The sequence below is a fragment of the Paenibacillus piri genome, assembly GCF_004354045.1.
Taxonomy (GTDB): Bacteria; Bacillota; Bacilli; order Paenibacillales; family NBRC-103111; genus Paenibacillus_S; species Paenibacillus_S piri.
The window spans coordinates 232,684-250,104 of the sequence record NZ_SMRT01000009.1; the positions used below are offsets into that span (position 1 = coordinate 232,684).

The following is a 17,421-nucleotide window of genomic DNA, read 5'->3' on the forward strand; positions in this document are numbered from 1 at the left end:
AGTTCCCGTATACTAGAATTTGAATATTTTTTCCAAAGGGAGAGCTCCATGTCGGTTGTCGGATAAACAATGCGACGAGGCGAACGGGGGGAGAAGGGGATTCATGCTGATACCGTTGGTTTATTTTGGGGTGACGTTTTGGTTCGGCCTTTATATGTTAAACAGGGATTGGCGGAATATGCGCCTGCTGCTCGCCGGCATGTCCTTGATTATTGGTTCGGCCGGCATCGGTGCGATGATTTTGCTGCCTTATGCGCAGTCGGTTGTTTCCAATATGGCGATGTTCAAAATTCGGGATATTTCCTTGGTTTGGTCTTTGATCCTGTGGCAGGGCGTTATCGCTTATCCGCACGATTCCGACGGCAAACAAAGCGTTCTGTGGGAGCTGTGGAAATACGGGTTTGCGGTGCTGGCTTTGCTGGTTAGTCTCGTCCTGTTATTTATGAATCATGAAGATGCGTACACCAGTATGTATCAGATTGCGGTATGCCTGATGCTGGTTCTCATGATAGCGCTCACCGTTTGGGGGGGCTGGACCGGCAGTAAACAAGCGTGGACTCTACACCGGGCGGCGCTGTACTTGCCCCTTGTTTTTTATACGTGCATGACTGTGATTCTTCTCGTCCAGACGGACATGCTGAAGCCATGGGGATATGCCGCAACCGGCGTCGGCCTGCTGGCGTTCGCGGTATCTGTTATGGTAACGGAAATCAGAAAGCAGGGAGAGACCTGGCTCCCCGATGTATTTCGGTCGCTGGATTATTCCATATTTTTTACGCTGCTGTTTTCGGGTCAAGTCGCTTTGGTTATTCACTGGGGAGCGGGCTTCAACTTTATGATGGCTGCGCTGCTGCTGCTCAGTATCGCCGTGTCGATCGCATTTCAGGTGTTCGTATATCCGATCCGGGCTCTGCTGGACAATATCGCATTCGTCACGTTCCCGAAGCTGCGCCAGACACGCTCGCGGTTAAGGTTTGAAGAAAATATCCAGGTGCGCGTCGATGAGGAAGCCGCTTCCGAAGAAATGGGCGAGGACGATTTGTACCGTTATACGAGGCGGGCTTTAAGCCATTTTGGCGATTTGCAGCGGCTGGCATCGAATCCGTTGGCGCAAATGAACTGGATTGACGAACGATTGCGCGAACGGGGGGCGGCGAATGAGGTGCTGGAGCGGGCGATCGAGCTTAAGAGCGTGTTGTCGGAAAGCATACAGCAATTAAAACCGCGTGGTGACGAGCAGTTCGGCACGACCGAGGAATGGAGGCATTTCAATGCGCTCTATTTCCCGTACGTCGTAGGTATCAAGCCATACAGCTCGCGCTATTCGGATAATCGGCTGGATGCTGCGGCCAAAGCCGCTTTGACATGGTACCGCGCCAATGTACCCGAACGCACGTTTTATAATTGGCAAAATGCCGGGGCGAAGGTCATTGCGCTAAGCTTGAGAGACAGGGCTTCGGTGAACCGGAAATAAGCAGCTTTTATATCGGGCTGGCACCATTTGGCACTGAAAAAAAGGGAATTCCGGCAGCTGGTTTATAAAATTTTTTGAAATTGGCAGTGAAAGGCAGTATTTTGTATGGGTTTGGCAGTGCTCCGGAGGTTAGGATGAGGCATGTAAGCAGCCAATCCAACCCATGAGGAGGAATATTCCATGCTACAAGCAACCATCCAAACCGCATTAACCGCGCGTCAAATTGTCATCGGTTCCGTCCAGGCGATTCCCGAATCACTGTTCGATGTACAGCCTCAAGGAGCCAGCAATACGATCAGATGGAATATCGGCCATCAGATTACGATGCTGAATTGGTTTTTAGCTCCGATCGGGCCGGTAATGAACGAACTGCCGGAAACATACAACCTATTATTTATTAGCGGAACGAAACCGTCCGACTGGACGATCGCCCCGCCGGGAAAAGAAGAGCTGCTGGAGCGGTTATCGGCCCAATTCGGCCAATTGATGAAGCTGACCCCGGAGGCGCTGAATCATACGCTGAATAAGCCGTTAACGATGGGCCCGTTGGAATTCCGGACGGCAGCCGAAGCTTTCAGCTTTGCCTTTATACACGAGGCGGTTCATTTGGGCGTCATTTCAAGCTTGGTTAAGCAAGTGAATCAGCAAGCGAGTCAGCAAGCGTAAATCCGTAGGACTTAACTGTTTATCTCTTCAATAGGGAATTGAATCATGCAGCGCGAAAAGGATGCTCCGGCATCCTTTTCGCGTTGCAAAGCCGAAAGCTGCGGTCCAAGTCGTATTTGCGGTGATCGACTCATCCCATGTCAGACGCACTTCAATGCAAACAACACCGGATCGCTTCTCGCGGTTTACCGTCCGCAGGAAGTATGAGTCGAAGTAATGGAATATCCGCCGCGGCTCGAAGGAGGTCTTTTTGCATTTTGCAGGGTTTTGAAACAGGTATTGCGAATAAGTTTTAGGAAGACTATCGAAATTTTGGAGGAACGATGATTACTTATAATATTTGCTTCATTAAACAAGGCGGCAGCCTGCTGCTGTTAAACCGGGAATCTCCGAGCTGGATGGGCTGCTGGAATGGAGTTGGCGGTAAATTGGAAAAGAATGAATCGCCAAGGCGATCCATGGTTCGCGAAATTGCGGAGGAGACGAATATTCATGAGTCCGCCTATCATTTGAGCTATAAAGGACTTGTCTCATGGACGGAGGACGGCGACCATTTCGGAGGGATGTATTTGTATACGGCCGACTTTCCGGAAGATGTCGAATATACAACTCCGGTCAAAACTTCCGAAGGCATCTTGGACTGGAAGCCGATAGAATGGGTACTGGTTCCGGAAAACCAGGGTATTGCAACAAATCTTCCCGTTATCATCAAGCATCTGTTTGAGGAATCGCCCTATCACCATCATTGTGCTTATATCGGCGGGAAATTGTCCTCCGTTTCTACGGAAACGATTGAAGCCGCTACGGAAGACGGCGAGCGGATGCTGCAATATGTAAAAGCGTTTCAAGCCTTGCAGCTTAGCAGCTGACGATATGGACTCCATCTTCAGCGGACGAAAATATGCAGAAAAAGAGCAGGCCGCCGCAGCGCCTGCTCTTCGATATGTCTGCCTCCGAATCTAATCCGGCCGGTTAAAGTGGCAGCCGGATCATTCGGAACGCATGTCCGTGCTGTTACCAGGCGTACGCTTTCGGAGCGTCGCCGCCGGGTCCCGGGAATATTTCGTCCAGCCGCTGCAGGACGGCTTCATCGAGCTTGATATCCACAACCCGCAGCGTGTTTTGAAATTGCTCGAGCGTCCGGGGACCGATAATCGGCGCGGTCATCGCCGGATGAACGAGCGTCCAGGCGAGGGCGACGTTGGCTTCGCTTTCGCCCAGCTCCTTGCAAAGCTTGCCGAAGGACTCCAGCTGCTGCCGATGATTTTCCGCCCGCTGCTGGTTGCGCGCGCTCCTTGAGCCTTGCGCCGGATTCAAGGCGTTGCCTCCGAGCAGGCCGCCGTCCAGCGGGCTCCAGGCGATTACGCCGATGCCGTGCTCTTCCGCAGCCGGCAGTACTTCCAGCTCGGGCAATCTGCAGAGCAGGCTGTATTTATGCTGCTCGGACACCAGTCCGAGGAAATGCCGCGGCTTCGCTTCGTACTGCGCCTTTACCAAATCGCGTCCGGCGAAATTGCTGGAGCCGATATAACCGATTTTTCCTTCGTTAACCTGAGCCTCAAAAACGCCCCACAGCTCCTCCCACGAAACGTTCCGATCCACGTGATGCATTTGATACAGCTCGATATGATCCGTTTGCAGGCGCTTTAGCGAGGCGTCCAGATGGCGGCGTATTTTATAAGCGGACAACCCGCGAGGAGCGTTGGGCCCGTCATTCGGGTCTTCCATATCGCCGTATACTTTGGTAGCCAGCACGACCTTTTCGCGTCGTCCGCCGCCTTGGGAAAACCAACGGCCGATAATTTCTTCCGTTTTGCCGCGGCCGCCTACGCCGCCGTACACATTAGCGGTATCAAAAAAGGTAACTCCTGCGTCCAAAGCGGCGTCCATAATGCGATAGGCTTCTTTTTCATCCGTGTCGACGCCGAAATTCATTGTACCGAGGCAAAGCCTGCTCACCTTCAACCCTGATTTCCCTAAATACGAATATTCCATGGAAACAACCTCCTTACGGTATTATTCATATTTATCATACAGGAATGCATGATATTGGAAAAGTACGCACATTTTGTTTACATAGGCATAGTCAGTATATTTAGTTAACTTCAGGTAACCTGGTGCCGATAAGGGACTAAACTTCAGGGGAGTGCGGCTCGGCGCAGCTTCAACCGGTATGCTACAATAAAAATCAGTTCAGCGACGAATGACAACAGCCTGCACATGAAACAAGACGATGAGGAGGAAAAGACCCGATGGTTGATTTTGAATGGTACCGGAGCTTTATTACCATCTATAAGCATAATTCCGTTTTGGAAGCGGCGAAAACCCGCATCATGACGCAGCCGGCCATGAGCCAGCATCTGGCTTCATTGGAAGCCGAGGTCGGGGAAGCTTTATTCAAAAGGACGACAAGGAAAATGATTCCGACGGAACGGGGGAAAGAGCTGTATTCGCAGCTGGCTCCGTTGATTGAAGCGTTGGAGGAAACGACGATGAGCTTTAAATCGGCCTCTTTGCCTACGCTGAACGTCATCAGATTGGGAGCGGCGCATGAGCTGTTTCGTGAAAAAATACTTCCCCAACTTCATAAGTACAAATCGTGCACCGTTTCCTATTTTGGAACGCGCAGTCCAGCCTCCGTCAGGAGCTTGGCGTGCTGCGGCGTCCCGCCGTTCATATCGCGCTGTTGATGACGGTGTTCGGATTCGGCGGCGTCTTCACGGCTTTTACTTATATCGCGCCGATTCTGGTCGATATTACAGGCTTTCAGCCGGGCGCGGTTTCCTACATTCTCGTTTTATTCGGCATCGGGATTACGATCGGCAATATTTACGGCGGAAAGCTGGCGGACCGGAAGCTGCTGCCTTCGCTTACCGGAATTCTCATTTTGCTGGCGGTCGTCCTGGCACTGTTCAGCTTGACGGATCAATCCAAAATTCCCGCGCTGATAACGGTATTTATTTTGGGCGTGGCCGCATTCGGCACCGTACCGGGGCTGCAGCTTCATATGCTGAATACGGCCAGGGAGGCGCCAACGCTTGCTTCCACCTTCCCGGACTTCAAATATCCATGATACGTATTTATTTGTGTGAAAGAGGTTTCCAATACGCGAAGCCTCTTTTTCATTGAAAGTATAAGTTTTTCTACTTTGCTTCGCACAATCTTGACAAACGCGCTCGTTCTCGATGTACGGTGAAGCCGTTTATTTGGGATAAACGCCCCTCCCGTTGCCCCTCCTAGGATGAAAAATCCATTTCCCCTAATTAAATCAAGCAAAACTGGGAATAATTTGATTGTTCCGGAATTTCGGACGAAGACACCGCATTATGATTTCAACAACTGAATCTCCGGAGGGGCTAATGGGTTACAATATGGACAAACTTTGCCAACAAGCGCGGGAGCTTGCGCTGCAGCATACGCCAAGCGTAGAGCGGTCCCGACCCAGCTATTTATGGAAGCAATTCGATGAACATATAGAGAAATTAAGGGAGTTTGCCGCTTCTTTGCACAACAATCCCGCAAGCTGCTCCCAACCGGCGGAGGAATGGCTGCTGGATAATATGGAGTTTATCGAGGAACAGGCTTTGGATGTTAAAGATCAGGCATCCGACCGCCTGCTCGGCTATTTGCCGCGGCTTCGGAAGAACGGCATTTTGCGTGTACATTCGCTTTGCGACGATTATTTGGAGCAGGCGGAAGGGGTATTGAATGAAGAGACTTTTGTTTCTTATATAAACGCGTACCAGGAAATTTCCGCATTGACGCTTTCCGAGGCCCGGTCGATTCCGCTGTTCCTGAGGATTGCCTTGGTCGGAAGACTGGCCGCGACGATGGAGCTGGTCCGCGACCGTCGGGAGGTGTGCCTTGAGGTTGAGAGGCTGCTCGCGCGGATCGGACCGGCCGGTTTAAACCCGGAGGCGATTAATGCGGAGCTGGAAGCGGCAGGTCAATCCGTACCGTTAGCCGGTCCGTGGATTGTCCACTTGATCGGTCATCTGCGGGAATTGGCAGACGATTCCGCCTCTGTCCGCGAATGGCTTGTATGCAAATTTGAAAATGGCGCCGAAGACCTCGACCGTATCGTTTCGTATGAGCATCAGCTGCAGGCCGCGTTTCAGGTAAAAGCGGGAAACTTGATCAGCAGTCTGCGCAAAAACGAACGGCGGGATTGGAACGAGCTGTTCGAACGGATCAGCCTGACCGACCGGACGCTCCGTCAGGAAGGCACAGGCGTGTATCCGAAGCTCGATTATTCCAGCCGGAACGAGATGCTCAGACGTGTGGAAATATTGGCCCGCCGCATGCGGGTTCCGGAAAACCTGCTCGCCGCCCAGTCCGTGGAGCTTGCCAACGAGGAAATTGAACGGACCGGCGCCGGACTGCAGCCGGGAGAGAGGAGCGAGGCGGCCGGGGGCAAAAGCATTTCCGGGTCTGGAACGGGTGGCTCCGGCGCTGTTACGGCTATGGCGGACGCGCTGTCGAGGGCTGCGTTCGCGGCTTATTTTTTATACGAGCCGGCTGGAATCCGGAGGCTGATCCAGTCGCTGCAAACATGCAGCAAGCCCCGTCGGCTGCCGGAAGCCGGTGTGCTGCAACGGACTTCCAGCGCTTATTTTACGATGCTCATGGGCTTGTTTCTGCTTGCAATTATCGCTGCCGGCTTGTGGATCGGCGGAGGAAACGGCTATACGGCGGCAGGGTGGGTCGCGGTTGTGCTCGCGCTGGCTTTCCCTGCGAGCGAATGGGTGATCACTTGGCTGCATTTTGCCATCGAGCGCGTATTCCGTCCGCGGCCGCTGCTGCGTTACGATTTTTCCGATGGCGTACCTTCTGAAGCGGCCACGATGGTTGTAATTCCCGTGATCTGGTCGACGCCCGAAGAAGCGGAGGAGCTTACGGATCGGCTGGAAATTCATTACTTGGCGAACCGGGATTCGAACATCCATTACGCGCTGCTTGGCGATTATACCGACGCGGCGGAGGAGAAGCGTCCGGAGGACGAAGCGCTTATGGCATTCGCCAAAGCGCGGATCGACGAGCTGAATCGCAAATATTCGGCTTCCGGCGAAACGACCTTTCATCTGTATCAGCGGCGCAGACAATGGAATGCGTGTGAGGATGTATTCATGGGCTGGGAGCGCAAACGCGGTAAATTGGTCGAATTCGTCGAGCTGTTGAAAGGCAGCAAAGAGACGAGCTACGATTTCATGATAGGCGATACAGGCGTGCTCCCGCGTATTCGTTATATTATTACGCTGGATGCCGATACGCAGCTTCCGCTTGGAAGCGCGCAGCGGATGATCGGCACGATGCATCTTCCGTACAACCGGCCGCGCTTGAATGAGACGCGGACCCGGGTCGTTGAAGGATACGGCGTGCTTCAGCCGCGGATCGGCATCAGCCACGAATCGGCTATGCGCTCGCGGCTTGCCTATTTGTGGTCGGAACCGGGATTGGACCCGTACGCGTTTGCCGCTTCCGATCCGTATCAGGATGCGATGGATCAGGGCATTTTTACCGGCAAAGGCATTTTCGACGTCGATGTTTTTGCCGAGCTGTTATGCGAGCGCATTCCAGAAAATACCGTGCTTAGCCATGATCTGCTGGAAGGCGGCTTTTTGCGGGCGGCTCTGCTGTCGGACATCGAGCTGATCGACGATCATCCGTCCAAGTTTCTGGCATACCAGAAACGTATGCACCGATGGGTGCGCGGGGATTGGCAGCTGCTGTGCTGGCTGTTTCCCCGCGTTTGCGACCGCCGGGGCCAGTTAAGCCCGGTCGATTTATCTGCGATCACGCGCTGGCAAATTATCGATAATTTGCGCCGCAGCCTGCTGCCCATCGCCTATTTCATTATTACGGCGCTTGCCTTGACCGTTCTTCCCGGATCTTCGGGCCGTTGGCTTACGGTCATTGGCGCGACCATGCTGCTGCCGGTCTTTCGGCAAATATTCCATCTTCGAGGCGCCGTGCGCCATCCGCGAAGAATAGCGTCCACCGCTTTGCACGTGCTCATGGACGTCTGGACGATGCCGTATCAATGTGCGATGCTGCTTGATGCGATCGGTAAAACGCTCTACCGGCTGCTGATCAGCAAACGCCGTATGCTGGAATGGACCAGCTCGTCCCAGATCGAACGGAGCAATAACGGGGGCCGTCAGCTAGCGCTGCTAGGCGTGCGCGGCGGCTATGTATGGATCCTGTTGTTCGCCTTGATTTCCGTGCTGCAGCATCAGCGGGGGCTGCTCTGGTTCGGTCTCGCGGTCAGCCTGTTCTGGGCGCTGGCGCCGTTCGCGGTCCGCTGGCTGGACCAGCCGCTGCGGCAGGACGAACAGCCGCTCGGCCCGGCGGAGGAGCAGCAGCTGCGGTCGCTGGCCAAACAAATTTGGGCATTTTATGAAGATTATGCCGGACAGAGGGATCATTATTTGCCGCCGGACAACGTGCAGATCGAGCCCCCCAACGGAGTCGCTCACCGCACGTCCCCGACCAATATCGGATTTTTGCTGACTGCCGCTCTGGCTGCGCGTAATTTCGGGTTTATCGATACGCCTCAGCTGGTGGAGCGGCTGGAACGTACACTCGGCACTGTCGAACGGCTCGATAAATGGAACGGGCATCTGTACAACTGGTACGATACCGTCTCGCTTCAAGTGCTGCAGCCGGCATACGTCTCCACCGTGGACTCGGGCAATTTCGTGGCCAGTCTGATGACGGTCAAAGAGGGATTGGCGCATTGGCTTGAAGCCGGCCTCAAGCGGCAGCCCGCCCGGGCGACGGCCGGCAGCGATGGGGGCTGCGTGGAGTTCGCCGTCGAGCTTGATAAGACGGCTCCCGGAGACACGGCGCTGACCGACTTGCCGGGACGTCCGGAATCCGGGGCGGAGGAACGTTCCGAGCCGCTGCATGAGAGCGCTGCGGATTGGCCGGAACGGGGCCGCAGGCTGATCGAGCGCTTCGAGGCATTGATTGCCGCAACCGATTTCCGGCAGCTGTACGACCATAAGGCGAAATTATTTGTCCTGGGGTATCATGCGGCCACCGGCGAACGCGATTCGATCCTTTACGATCTGCTTGCTTCCGAAGCGAGACAGACAAGCTTTGTCGCGATCGCACTTGGGCAAGTATCCGTATCCCATTGGCTGGCGCTCGGCCGAACGGTGAAAAAGCATGGAAACGAAACGACACTGATCTCGTGGTCCGGTACCATATTCGAATATTTGATGCCGTGGCTGATCATGCGCACGTATCGAAATACAGTCTGGGAAAGCACTTACCGCGGCGTTGTAAGACGGCAAATCGAATATGCCCGCGAGCGCGGAGTGCCCTTCGGCGTTTCGGAGTCCGGTTATTATGCGTTCGATTATCAAATGAATTATCAATACCGGGCTTTCGGCGTTCCCGGCCTCGGCTTCAAACGCGGACTCGAACAAGATTTGGTGTTGGCGCCGTATGCGACGATTATGGCGCTGCCGTTCGCGATGCGCGAAGGCTTGGAGCATTTGAACCGAATGGAGCAGCTTGGGGCGCGCGGAACATATGGATTTTACGAGGCGATTGACTATACCGCAGGAAGAATGCCGGAAGGCGACAGCTGCAAGATCATCCGCAGCTTTATGGCGCATCATCAGGGCATGAGCCTGCTGACTTTGGCCAATGTGCTGCTGCCGGTTAAAATGTACGATTTCTTTCACCGTGATAAACGCGTACAGGCTGCCGAGCTGCTGCTGCAAGAACGCGTTCCTTCCCGCGACTTCATCGTGACGCGGGAATTGTCGGGACAGTCGCGGATGTCCAAGCCGGAGCCGGCGCAGATTGCCCCGCTTCGGGAATACGTTTCCGCCCATACTCCCGTACCCGAAGTAAACGTCCATTCGAACGGAGCATTCACAACCGTCGTTTCGAATGGCGGCAGCGGCTTTCTCCGCTTCGAAGGGATGGCGGTTTCGCGTTGGCGGGAAGACCCGGTATCCGATCCATGGGGAAGCTATATGTATATCCGCGATGTGACGCGGGATAAAGTGTGGTCGCCGACATTCCAGCCATGCCGCATGCCGTCGGGCAAGCAGCGGGTGCAATTTTCGCAGGAGCGCTCCACATTCTTGAACGAGCAGGAGGATGTGCGGACCGAGCTTGAAATTTGCGTGTCGCCCGAGTCCAATGCGGAAATCCGTCAATTGACGCTGTCCAATCTGGCAAGCGATGCCCGTATCTTTGAGGTGACGACATTTCTTGAAATCGCATTGGCGGCTCCCGATGCCGATAAAGCGCATCCGGCATTCACCAAGCTGTTCGTCGAAACGGAGTTCGAGTCCGGAGAGGAATGCTTGCTCGCCCGCAAGCGCCCCCGGGTTAGCGGGGAGAAGTCGGTCTGGGCGTTTCATACGCTATCGGCGGGCGAACCGTCTCACGGACCGGCGGAATTCGAAACGGACCGGGTCCGTTTTATCGGCAGAGGGCATACATTATCCAAGCCGAAAGGTATCGATTCGCGGCTCGACGGGACGACAGGTTCCGTAGCCGACCCGGCATTCGTCATGCGGCGGCGGCTTAGTCTCGGACCGGGCGAACGCATTCGGCTGATCGCTGTAACGGGTGTGGCGGAGACCAGAGAGGATGCGCTGGCAATCGCCCGACAGCTGTCGCAGAAGCAGCAGGCGGAGCGGACATTCCAGCTGGCCTGGACGCGAAGCCAAATCGAGCTGCAGCATTTGCATGTATCTTCCGCGGATTTGGCGGTTTATCAGCTGCTGGCCGGGCGCGCGCTATATACGCCGCCATTGCGGCCGGCGCGTGAGAATGGCATAGCCGCGAACCTTAAAGGACAGCCGGGGCTGTGGGCGTACGGCATTTCCGGCGACCGGCCGGTGCTCATCGCCCGAATAGCAGACACATCGAATCTGGCTTTTATTAAAAAGCTTCTGCTCGGTTACGTCTATTTGCGGCATAACGGTCTGTCGATTGATCTCGTCATTCTCAACGAATCGGCAGCGGGGTACCAGCAGGACTTGCAGGAAGCTCTTCAGCGTACGAAGGAGCAGGTTGTCGGGCCGAACAGCGCAGGGCAGGGAGGCGTCCATATTTTGCCCGCAGCCCAAATTCCGGATGAAGACATGGCTTTGCTGTATTCAGTGGGCCGTCTCGTGCTGCGCGCGGACGGTCCGAGCCTGAAGGCGCAGCTGAAAGCGTCTGCGCCGAACCGTCCGACGAGGGAGCCGCATCCGCTGCAGGCAACGGCTCCGCTGAACCGGTTCGCGCCGGCAACGTCGGTCGAAGCGGAGGAGCTGCTGTTCTTTAACGGCTCGGGAGGCTTTACGCCGGATGGCAAGGAGTACCGGATCACGCTGAAAAACGGCGGCTATTTGCCGGCTCCATGGATTAATGTAGTGGCGAATCCGAAGTTCGGCTGCCTTGTTTCGGAACTGTACACCGGATATACGTGGTGGCGGAACAGCCGTGAATGCAAATTGACCCCTTGGTCCAACGATCCCGCTCTCGATCCGCCCGGGGAAGTATGTTACATCCGGGATGAAGCAAGCGGCGAATATTGGCCGATGGCGCCGACGCGCACGCAAGTGGACATTCCTTTTAAGGTAGCGCACGGACGCGGATATACGCGCTACCAGCATGAGCGCAGCGGTCTGCTGCAGGAGATGACGGTATTCGTGCCCATGGACGATCCGGTCAAGCTGGTTCGGCTGCGGCTGCAGAACACGACCTCCGAGCAGCGGAAGCTGTCCGTCACGTATTATGCCGAATGGGTGCTCGGCGTGCATCGCGAAGGGAGCGCGCCGTTCATCGTCACGGAATGGGATGCCGGCAGCCGGCTGCTGCTCGCGCGCAATGCGTATCAGGAAAATTTCCGCGATGCGACGGCTTTCTTGACCGTGCATCCGGAATTTGAAATGCCAGCGGAATCGGCGCGCCCGAATTCGAACGCGTCCGCACTGCCGGCAAATTCAAATCCGGGAGCATCGGCGGAGCCGGAGCGTCCAGGCCGTCAGACGCTGTCTTCGGAACCGGATGAGGCATTGTCCTGGACGGGAGACCGTCTCGAATTTATTGGACGAAACCGTACCTTTGAGCGTCCCGCGGCGATGGACAGGGTTCGTTTGTCGGGCGCGACCGGTCCGTCGTACGACGGATGTGGTGCGGTGCAAACTAAATTGGTCTTGGAGCCGAACTCGGAACAGACCGTTTATATATTGATGGGCTGCGAAGCTAGCCGCGAGGAGACTGTCCGGCTAGCTCACAAATATCGCCAGCCCGGCGCCTGCGAGCGGGCTTTCGCGGATGTGCAAAGCTTTTGGGACGGCGTGCTGGGGACGATTACCGTCGCAACCCCGAGCCCGGAGATGGATGTCATGCTGAACAATTGGCTGCTCTATCAGTCGCTTGCTTGCCGAATGTGGGCGCGCACCGCCTTTTATCAGGCGGGCGGCGCTTACGGCTTCCGCGACCAGCTTCAAGATTCGCTGTCGCTGCTGCACAGTCGTCCCGACTTGACGCGGACACAACTATTGCTTCACGCCGCGCATCAGTATGTGGAGGGCGATGTGCAGCATTGGTGGCATGAGGAGACGGAACGAGGCATCCGTACCCGCTTCTCCGACGATTTGCTGTGGCTGCCTTATGCGGTGGCCCGCTATATCGAGCATACCGGGGACGACAGCGTGCTGGACGAAACGGTGCCGTTTCTGCACAGCGAGCCGTTGGCGGAAAACGAGCATGAGCGTTACGAGTCAACGATACGGTCCGGCCAGAGCGGGACGGTATACGAACACTGTCTGCGCGCATTGGACCGGGCGCTGCGCTTTGGCGAGCATGGGCTGCCGCTGATCGGCATCGGAGACTGGAATGACGGGATGAGCCTCGTCGGCGCCGAAGGCCGCGGCGAGAGCGTATGGCTCGGCTGGTTTCTGGGCGACGTGCTGCGGCGGATGGCCGAATTATGCGAGCGCAGAGACGAGCATGAGCGGGCGGAGCGTTACCGCGGCGAGCGCCGGAATCTGACAGCCTCGCTCAATGAACAAGGCTGGGACGGACAATGGTACCGGCGCGCTTTTACCGATGCCGGACAATGGCTCGGGTCCGTCCATAACGGGGAATGCCGCATCGATTCCATTGCCCAGTCGTGGTCCGTCATCTCCGGAATGGCGGCGGAAGATAAAGCGCAGCAGGCGATGCGTTCATTCGACCGCGAGCTTGTAAACCGCAGTTTGTCGATCGCCCACATCCTGACCCCGCCGTTCGACCGTACGGAGCCAAGCCCGGGATACATTCAAGGCTACCCTCCCGGCATTCGCGAGAACGGCGGCCAGTATACGCACGGCGTCATTTGGAGCATTATTGCCTGGTGCGGGTTAAAGGACGGCGACAAGGCGTTCGAATTGTTCCACATGCTGAACCCGGTCATGCATACAAGGACGCCGGCGGAAGTACGGCAGTATGCCGGCGAGCCGTACGTTATGGCGGCGGACGTCTATTCGGAGAAGCCCCATCGCGGGCATGCCGGCTGGACATGGTATACCGGCGCCGCGGGCTGGATGTATCAGGCCGGCGTCGAATGGATTCTCGGCCTGCAGCGCAGGGGTGACCGTTTGTTCATCCGTCCGTGCATTCCGAGCGAATGGCCGGGGTTTTCGGCCACTTACCGTTACGGCGGCACGGAATACCGCATTGCCGTCAAAAATCCGTCGCATCGATCGGGCGGAGGAACGATGCTGACGATCGACGGGCAGGAAGTCAGCCTTGACGGGCACGCCGACTATGTGGACGGTCCTTACATCCGTTTGCAGGACGACGGACAAGCCCACAGCATCGAATTGATTATATGAATAATGGAAGGCTATCCCGGCAGTCATGTGCATGCTCGCAGGGGTAGCTTTTTTTCATTCCCCGTAGCCGCGGATCCGGAAAAATAATAATGAACGAAGGTCAACAAAGTTTAATAATGTGACGGAGAGATGAGTATAGATAAAGTAGCTATACTGCCGAAACGGCATGTCGGCAGAGATCAACCAAACTATCGGACAGAGGAGAATGATGGAATGGCGACGATTACCGATCTTAGAATGCAGGACCCGGCGAGGCTGTTGAATATGGATTGGGGTAAAATCCAATGGCTTTGCGGACAGGATATCGACCCGGCAGCGGAGATGACATTCGGCATGGTATACATACATGCGGGACAGTCCAACAGCAGACATATTCATCCGAACTGTGAAGAAATCATTTTTGTACTGTCCGGCGAATGCGATCATACGCTGGGGGACGAAGTATTTCACCTTGAGCCCGGCATGATGCTGCGAATTCCGCGCAATATTCCGCACAACGCGACAACAACCAGCTGGGAGCCGTGCCGGATGATCATCGCATACTCATCCCCTGACCGGCAGACGATCGGGGAATAAGCGGTTTCTCCGGCCGGCCGATCGATGGGCAACGGGCGCGAACAAGTGAAAGACGCGGAGCGCCTTATTCGCAGCCGCGAAGCTTATGTGACTGCCGCTGCAAGCATGTCATACGGGGATCGCGGTTCGCCGCTCCGTTCGATTCCGCACCCGTTTCAGAACCGGCGCAATTGCGCGTGGTGTTATACAAGGAGCTGGCCGACGGCCAGTCTTTTCTTTTCGGACTCTGCTGCAGGCAGGCCCGGCTGCCGTCCCATATTATGGGCGGCCGGCTTCAAAAGACGAAATTGAATCTTCATGCAGAAGTACTAAATTGGTTCAGGCAGAATACATTTAGTAAGGAAAACCGATTTCCTAAACCGATTGCTTGATTGCCGTTCAACCGGATTTCCAACTGAACCGCAAATTTGCATTATCGCATACAAACGAATGTTGTCGGTTGACGGAGAATGAATCGAGGCAATTCAAGGAAGCGCTTACATTGTCTAAGATTTATACGGGTTTATCAATTTGACAAAGGAGGCTGAAAAAAAGATGAATGCACTGTTTTCCAAAATTTACGGCTGCGAGGCATGCGGCACCATCGGCAACTCGATGGGAGATGTGACGGAAGGGCTGTCATACCATGAAATCGAGGCGAAGTACGGCTTCGTCGACACATTTTACGAGCAGCACAAGAAGGAGCATATCCGTCATGCCGATCTGGGTCCCGTCTTCCATTACAAGGAGCATTACCGTCCGCCGGGGACTACGGAAGACGGAATGGAGCGCCACCGCTTGTGCACCAGCGCGATTTTGAACAAAGGCGGCCGCATCGATATTATCGACTTGGCCAAAACATGGGCCGCGGAAATCGACCCGGCCAAATTCGGCTATCTGCTCGGGCCGCAGGATCAAATTATTTATTACTCCATTCAGGCGGGCGTGCCGCCGTGGGAGGTGGGCAAATTCGCCTCATGGCCGACGCTGATCGGCACTTCGAAGATGATCATGCCCGTCGGTATGGTCAACGCCTGCAACCCGCAGCAGGCCGCCCAGGACGCGTTCGAGCTCGGCAGAATCAAGGATCAGCGCGGCGTGCCGGGCAACTACTCGCTGGAGGTATGCGCCGCCATCGCCGCAGCGACCGCCGAGGCGTTCAAGCCGACAGCGACCGTCGCGAGCATTATCGATACGGCGCTCTCCTATTTGACCGAGGTTCCGCTGAAGGAAGTGCAGCAGGGGCTGCACTGGGCGGAGCAGGCGGACAGCTGGAAGGATCTTCGTCCGCTGTATGCCGAACACTATGCCGGCAAGCGCATTTCCAACGCGGTCGAGATATTGTCCGGCGGGCTGGCCTGTTTCCTGATGGCCGACGGACGGCCGCGCGAGGCACTGTTGTACGCCGTCAATCTCGGGCGGGATACGGATTGCAAAGCATATGTAGCGGGCGGGCTGGCCGGAGCGCTGCGCGGCATCGAAGCCGTACCGGCCGATTGGGTTCGGACGATCGAGGAGGTGGCGACCAACGACCCTTGGAGCGTCTCCCGGCGGACGGCGAAGCAGGCGGCGGAAGGGCTGTACCAGGCCGCCATCCATACGATGAACGAGATGCAAAGAGTCGTTTCCGAGCTTGACGCGCAGAGCCGCTGACTATAAATAGGGAGGGTACCTACGATGACGAAATTGTTTGAGCGGATTTACGGCTGCGAGGCGGCAGGTACGATTGCCAACGCGATGGGCGATGTTCCGGAAGGTTATACGTATAAGCAGATTGAAGAAAAATGGGGCTTCATCGATACATGCCTGCCTCAATTTCGTGACGCGAGAGTTCGTAAAAACACATGGGGGCTTGGACCCGATCTGATCAGCCATGCCCACCATAGACCCGCAGGCATGACGGAGGACGGTATGGAACGGCATCGTCTCGTGACCAGTGCCATTATCCGGAAGGGCGGAAGAATCGATATTATCGATTTGGCCAAATCGTGGGTGGAGCATATCGATCCGGCCAAATTCGGCTTCTCGCTCGGGCCGCAGGATCAAGTTATTTATTACTCGCTGAAAGCCGGCATACCGCCCTGGGAAGTGGGCAAGTTCGCCTCGTGGCCGGGCTTTATCGGCACGACCAAAATGATAATGCCGGTCGGCATGGTGAACGCCTGCAATCCCGAGCAGGCGGCCAAGGACGCCTTGGAGCTCGGCAGAATCAAGGATGTGCGGGGCGTGCCGGGCAATTATGCGCTTGAGGTTTGCGCCGCTGTGGCCGCTGCGGCGGCCGAGGCGCTGCGTCCGGAAGCATCCGTCGACGGAATCATCGATGTTGCGCTGTCTTGCCTCTCCGAGGTGCCGCGCAAGGAGGTGGAGCTCGGCCTCGGCTGGGCCAAAAACGCCGACAGCTGGAAAGATCTGAGGCCGCTGTACGACGACAAGTACAGAGGCTTTCCGATGTCCAATGCGGTAGAGATGCTCTCGGCGGGGCTGGCCTGCTTCTGGATCGCCGATGGCCGGCCCAAGGAGACGATCCTGTATGCCGTCAATTTGGGCCGCGATACCGACTGCAAAGCGTATATCGGCGCCAGCCTGGCGGGAGCGCTGCACGGAATCGGGGCGGTGCCGGCCGACTGGGTGCAAACGGTCGAATATGCGGCGGCCAACGACCCGTACACCGTCTCGAGACGCACCGCCCGGGAAGCGGCCGAAGGCATCTACGAGGCGGCCTTGAATACGCTGGAGCAGCAGCGGAATACGGTCGAATCGCTTAAGCAGCTGCTTTGATAGTCACGCAGCCGCAGCCGTCCGAACGATCCGCCGCCGGCGCAGCGGGCATTTGTCGCTTGACGTCTTAGACCGAAGCCGGGATTTAAGCATAAAATGTGATCCGGCCAA

9 protein-coding genes and 1 pseudogene are annotated in these 17,421 nt (G+C 56.1%); 9 read left to right on the forward strand and 1 reads right to left on the reverse strand.

The window, feature by feature from the left end:
* Positions 1-103 precede the first annotated feature (103 nt).
* The 3 genes from E1757_RS19620 to E1757_RS19630 all read left to right on the forward strand — a co-directional run bounded on the left by E1757_RS19620 (position 104) and on the right by E1757_RS19630 (position 3,009).
* On the forward strand, positions 104-1,474 hold the full coding sequence (locus tag E1757_RS19620; protein ID WP_133231194.1) for a hypothetical protein: 1,371 nt from the start codon (positions 104-106) through the stop codon (positions 1,472-1,474).
* A gap of 180 nt (positions 1,475-1,654) precedes the next feature.
* Positions 1,655-2,140 carry a DinB family protein gene (locus E1757_RS19625; RefSeq protein ID WP_133231196.1) on the forward strand — a complete coding sequence of 162 codons (486 nt, stop codon included), beginning with the start codon at positions 1,655-1,657 and terminating at the stop codon, positions 2,138-2,140.
* A gap of 323 nt (positions 2,141-2,463) precedes the next feature.
* Positions 2,464-3,009, forward strand: coding sequence for an NUDIX hydrolase (locus E1757_RS19630; protein WP_133231198.1), 546 nt, complete (start codon positions 2,464-2,466; stop codon positions 3,007-3,009).
* Between the two features lie 145 nt (positions 3,010-3,154).
* On the opposite strand, the gene E1757_RS19635 is transcribed toward E1757_RS19630, so the two are convergent.
* Positions 3,155-4,135 carry an aldo/keto reductase gene (locus E1757_RS19635; RefSeq protein WP_133231200.1) on the reverse strand — a complete coding sequence of 327 codons (981 nt, stop codon included), beginning with the start codon at positions 4,133-4,135 and terminating at the stop codon, positions 3,155-3,157.
* Between the two features lie 257 nt (positions 4,136-4,392).
* Here E1757_RS19635 and E1757_RS19640 point away from each other — a divergent pair, with 257 nt between their 5' ends.
* From E1757_RS19640 to E1757_RS19665, 6 genes and pseudogenes are all read left to right on the forward strand, one after another.
* A complete protein-coding gene (locus E1757_RS19640) occupies positions 4,393-4,830 on the forward strand; it encodes a LysR family transcriptional regulator (protein ID WP_133231202.1) in 438 nt (145 codons plus the stop codon).
* Positions 4,761-5,189: pseudogene (locus E1757_RS19645) on the forward strand (MFS transporter); the annotation flags it as partial. The gene E1757_RS19640 and the pseudogene E1757_RS19645, both read left to right, overlap by 70 nt.
* 310 nt (positions 5,190-5,499) lie before the next feature.
* Complete coding sequence (locus E1757_RS19650) at positions 5,500-13,977, forward strand: glycoside hydrolase family 94 protein (RefSeq protein WP_133231204.1); 8,478 nt, start codon at positions 5,500-5,502, stop codon at positions 13,975-13,977.
* Between the two features lie 213 nt (positions 13,978-14,190).
* On the forward strand, positions 14,191-14,553 hold the full coding sequence (locus E1757_RS19655) for a cupin domain-containing protein (protein WP_133231206.1): 363 nt from the start codon (positions 14,191-14,193) through the stop codon (positions 14,551-14,553).
* A gap of 534 nt (positions 14,554-15,087) precedes the next feature.
* Positions 15,088-16,185 carry an ADP-ribosylglycohydrolase family protein gene (locus E1757_RS19660; protein WP_133231208.1) on the forward strand — a complete coding sequence of 366 codons (1,098 nt, stop codon included), beginning with the start codon at positions 15,088-15,090 and terminating at the stop codon, positions 16,183-16,185.
* Between the two features lie 24 nt (positions 16,186-16,209).
* Positions 16,210-17,310, forward strand: coding sequence for an ADP-ribosylglycohydrolase family protein (locus E1757_RS19665; RefSeq protein WP_133231210.1), 1,101 nt, complete (start codon positions 16,210-16,212; stop codon positions 17,308-17,310).
* Positions 17,311-17,421: the final 111 nt, after the last annotated feature.

What these genes read in the sequence shown, in the direction of transcription:
- E1757_RS19635 (WP_133231200.1), bottom strand. Translation starts at nt 4,135, where the DNA reads ATGGAATATTCGTATTTAGGGAAATCAGGGTTGAAGGTGAGCAGGCTT.
- E1757_RS19665 (WP_133231210.1), top strand. Translation starts at nt 16,210, where the DNA reads ATGACGAAATTGTTTGAGCGGATTTACGGCTGCGAGGCGGCAGGTACG.
- E1757_RS19630 (WP_133231198.1), top strand. Translation starts at nt 2,464, where the DNA reads ATGATTACTTATAATATTTGCTTCATTAAACAAGGCGGCAGCCTGCTG.
- E1757_RS19620 (WP_133231194.1), top strand. Translation starts at nt 104, where the DNA reads ATGCTGATACCGTTGGTTTATTTTGGGGTGACGTTTTGGTTCGGCCTT.
- E1757_RS19640 (WP_133231202.1), top strand. Translation starts at nt 4,393, where the DNA reads ATGGTTGATTTTGAATGGTACCGGAGCTTTATTACCATCTATAAGCAT.
- E1757_RS19650 (WP_133231204.1), top strand. Translation starts at nt 5,500, where the DNA reads ATGGGTTACAATATGGACAAACTTTGCCAACAAGCGCGGGAGCTTGCG.
- E1757_RS19655 (WP_133231206.1), top strand. Translation starts at nt 14,191, where the DNA reads ATGGCGACGATTACCGATCTTAGAATGCAGGACCCGGCGAGGCTGTTG.
- E1757_RS19625 (WP_133231196.1), top strand. Translation starts at nt 1,655, where the DNA reads ATGCTACAAGCAACCATCCAAACCGCATTAACCGCGCGTCAAATTGTC.
- E1757_RS19660 (WP_133231208.1), top strand. Translation starts at nt 15,088, where the DNA reads ATGAATGCACTGTTTTCCAAAATTTACGGCTGCGAGGCATGCGGCACC.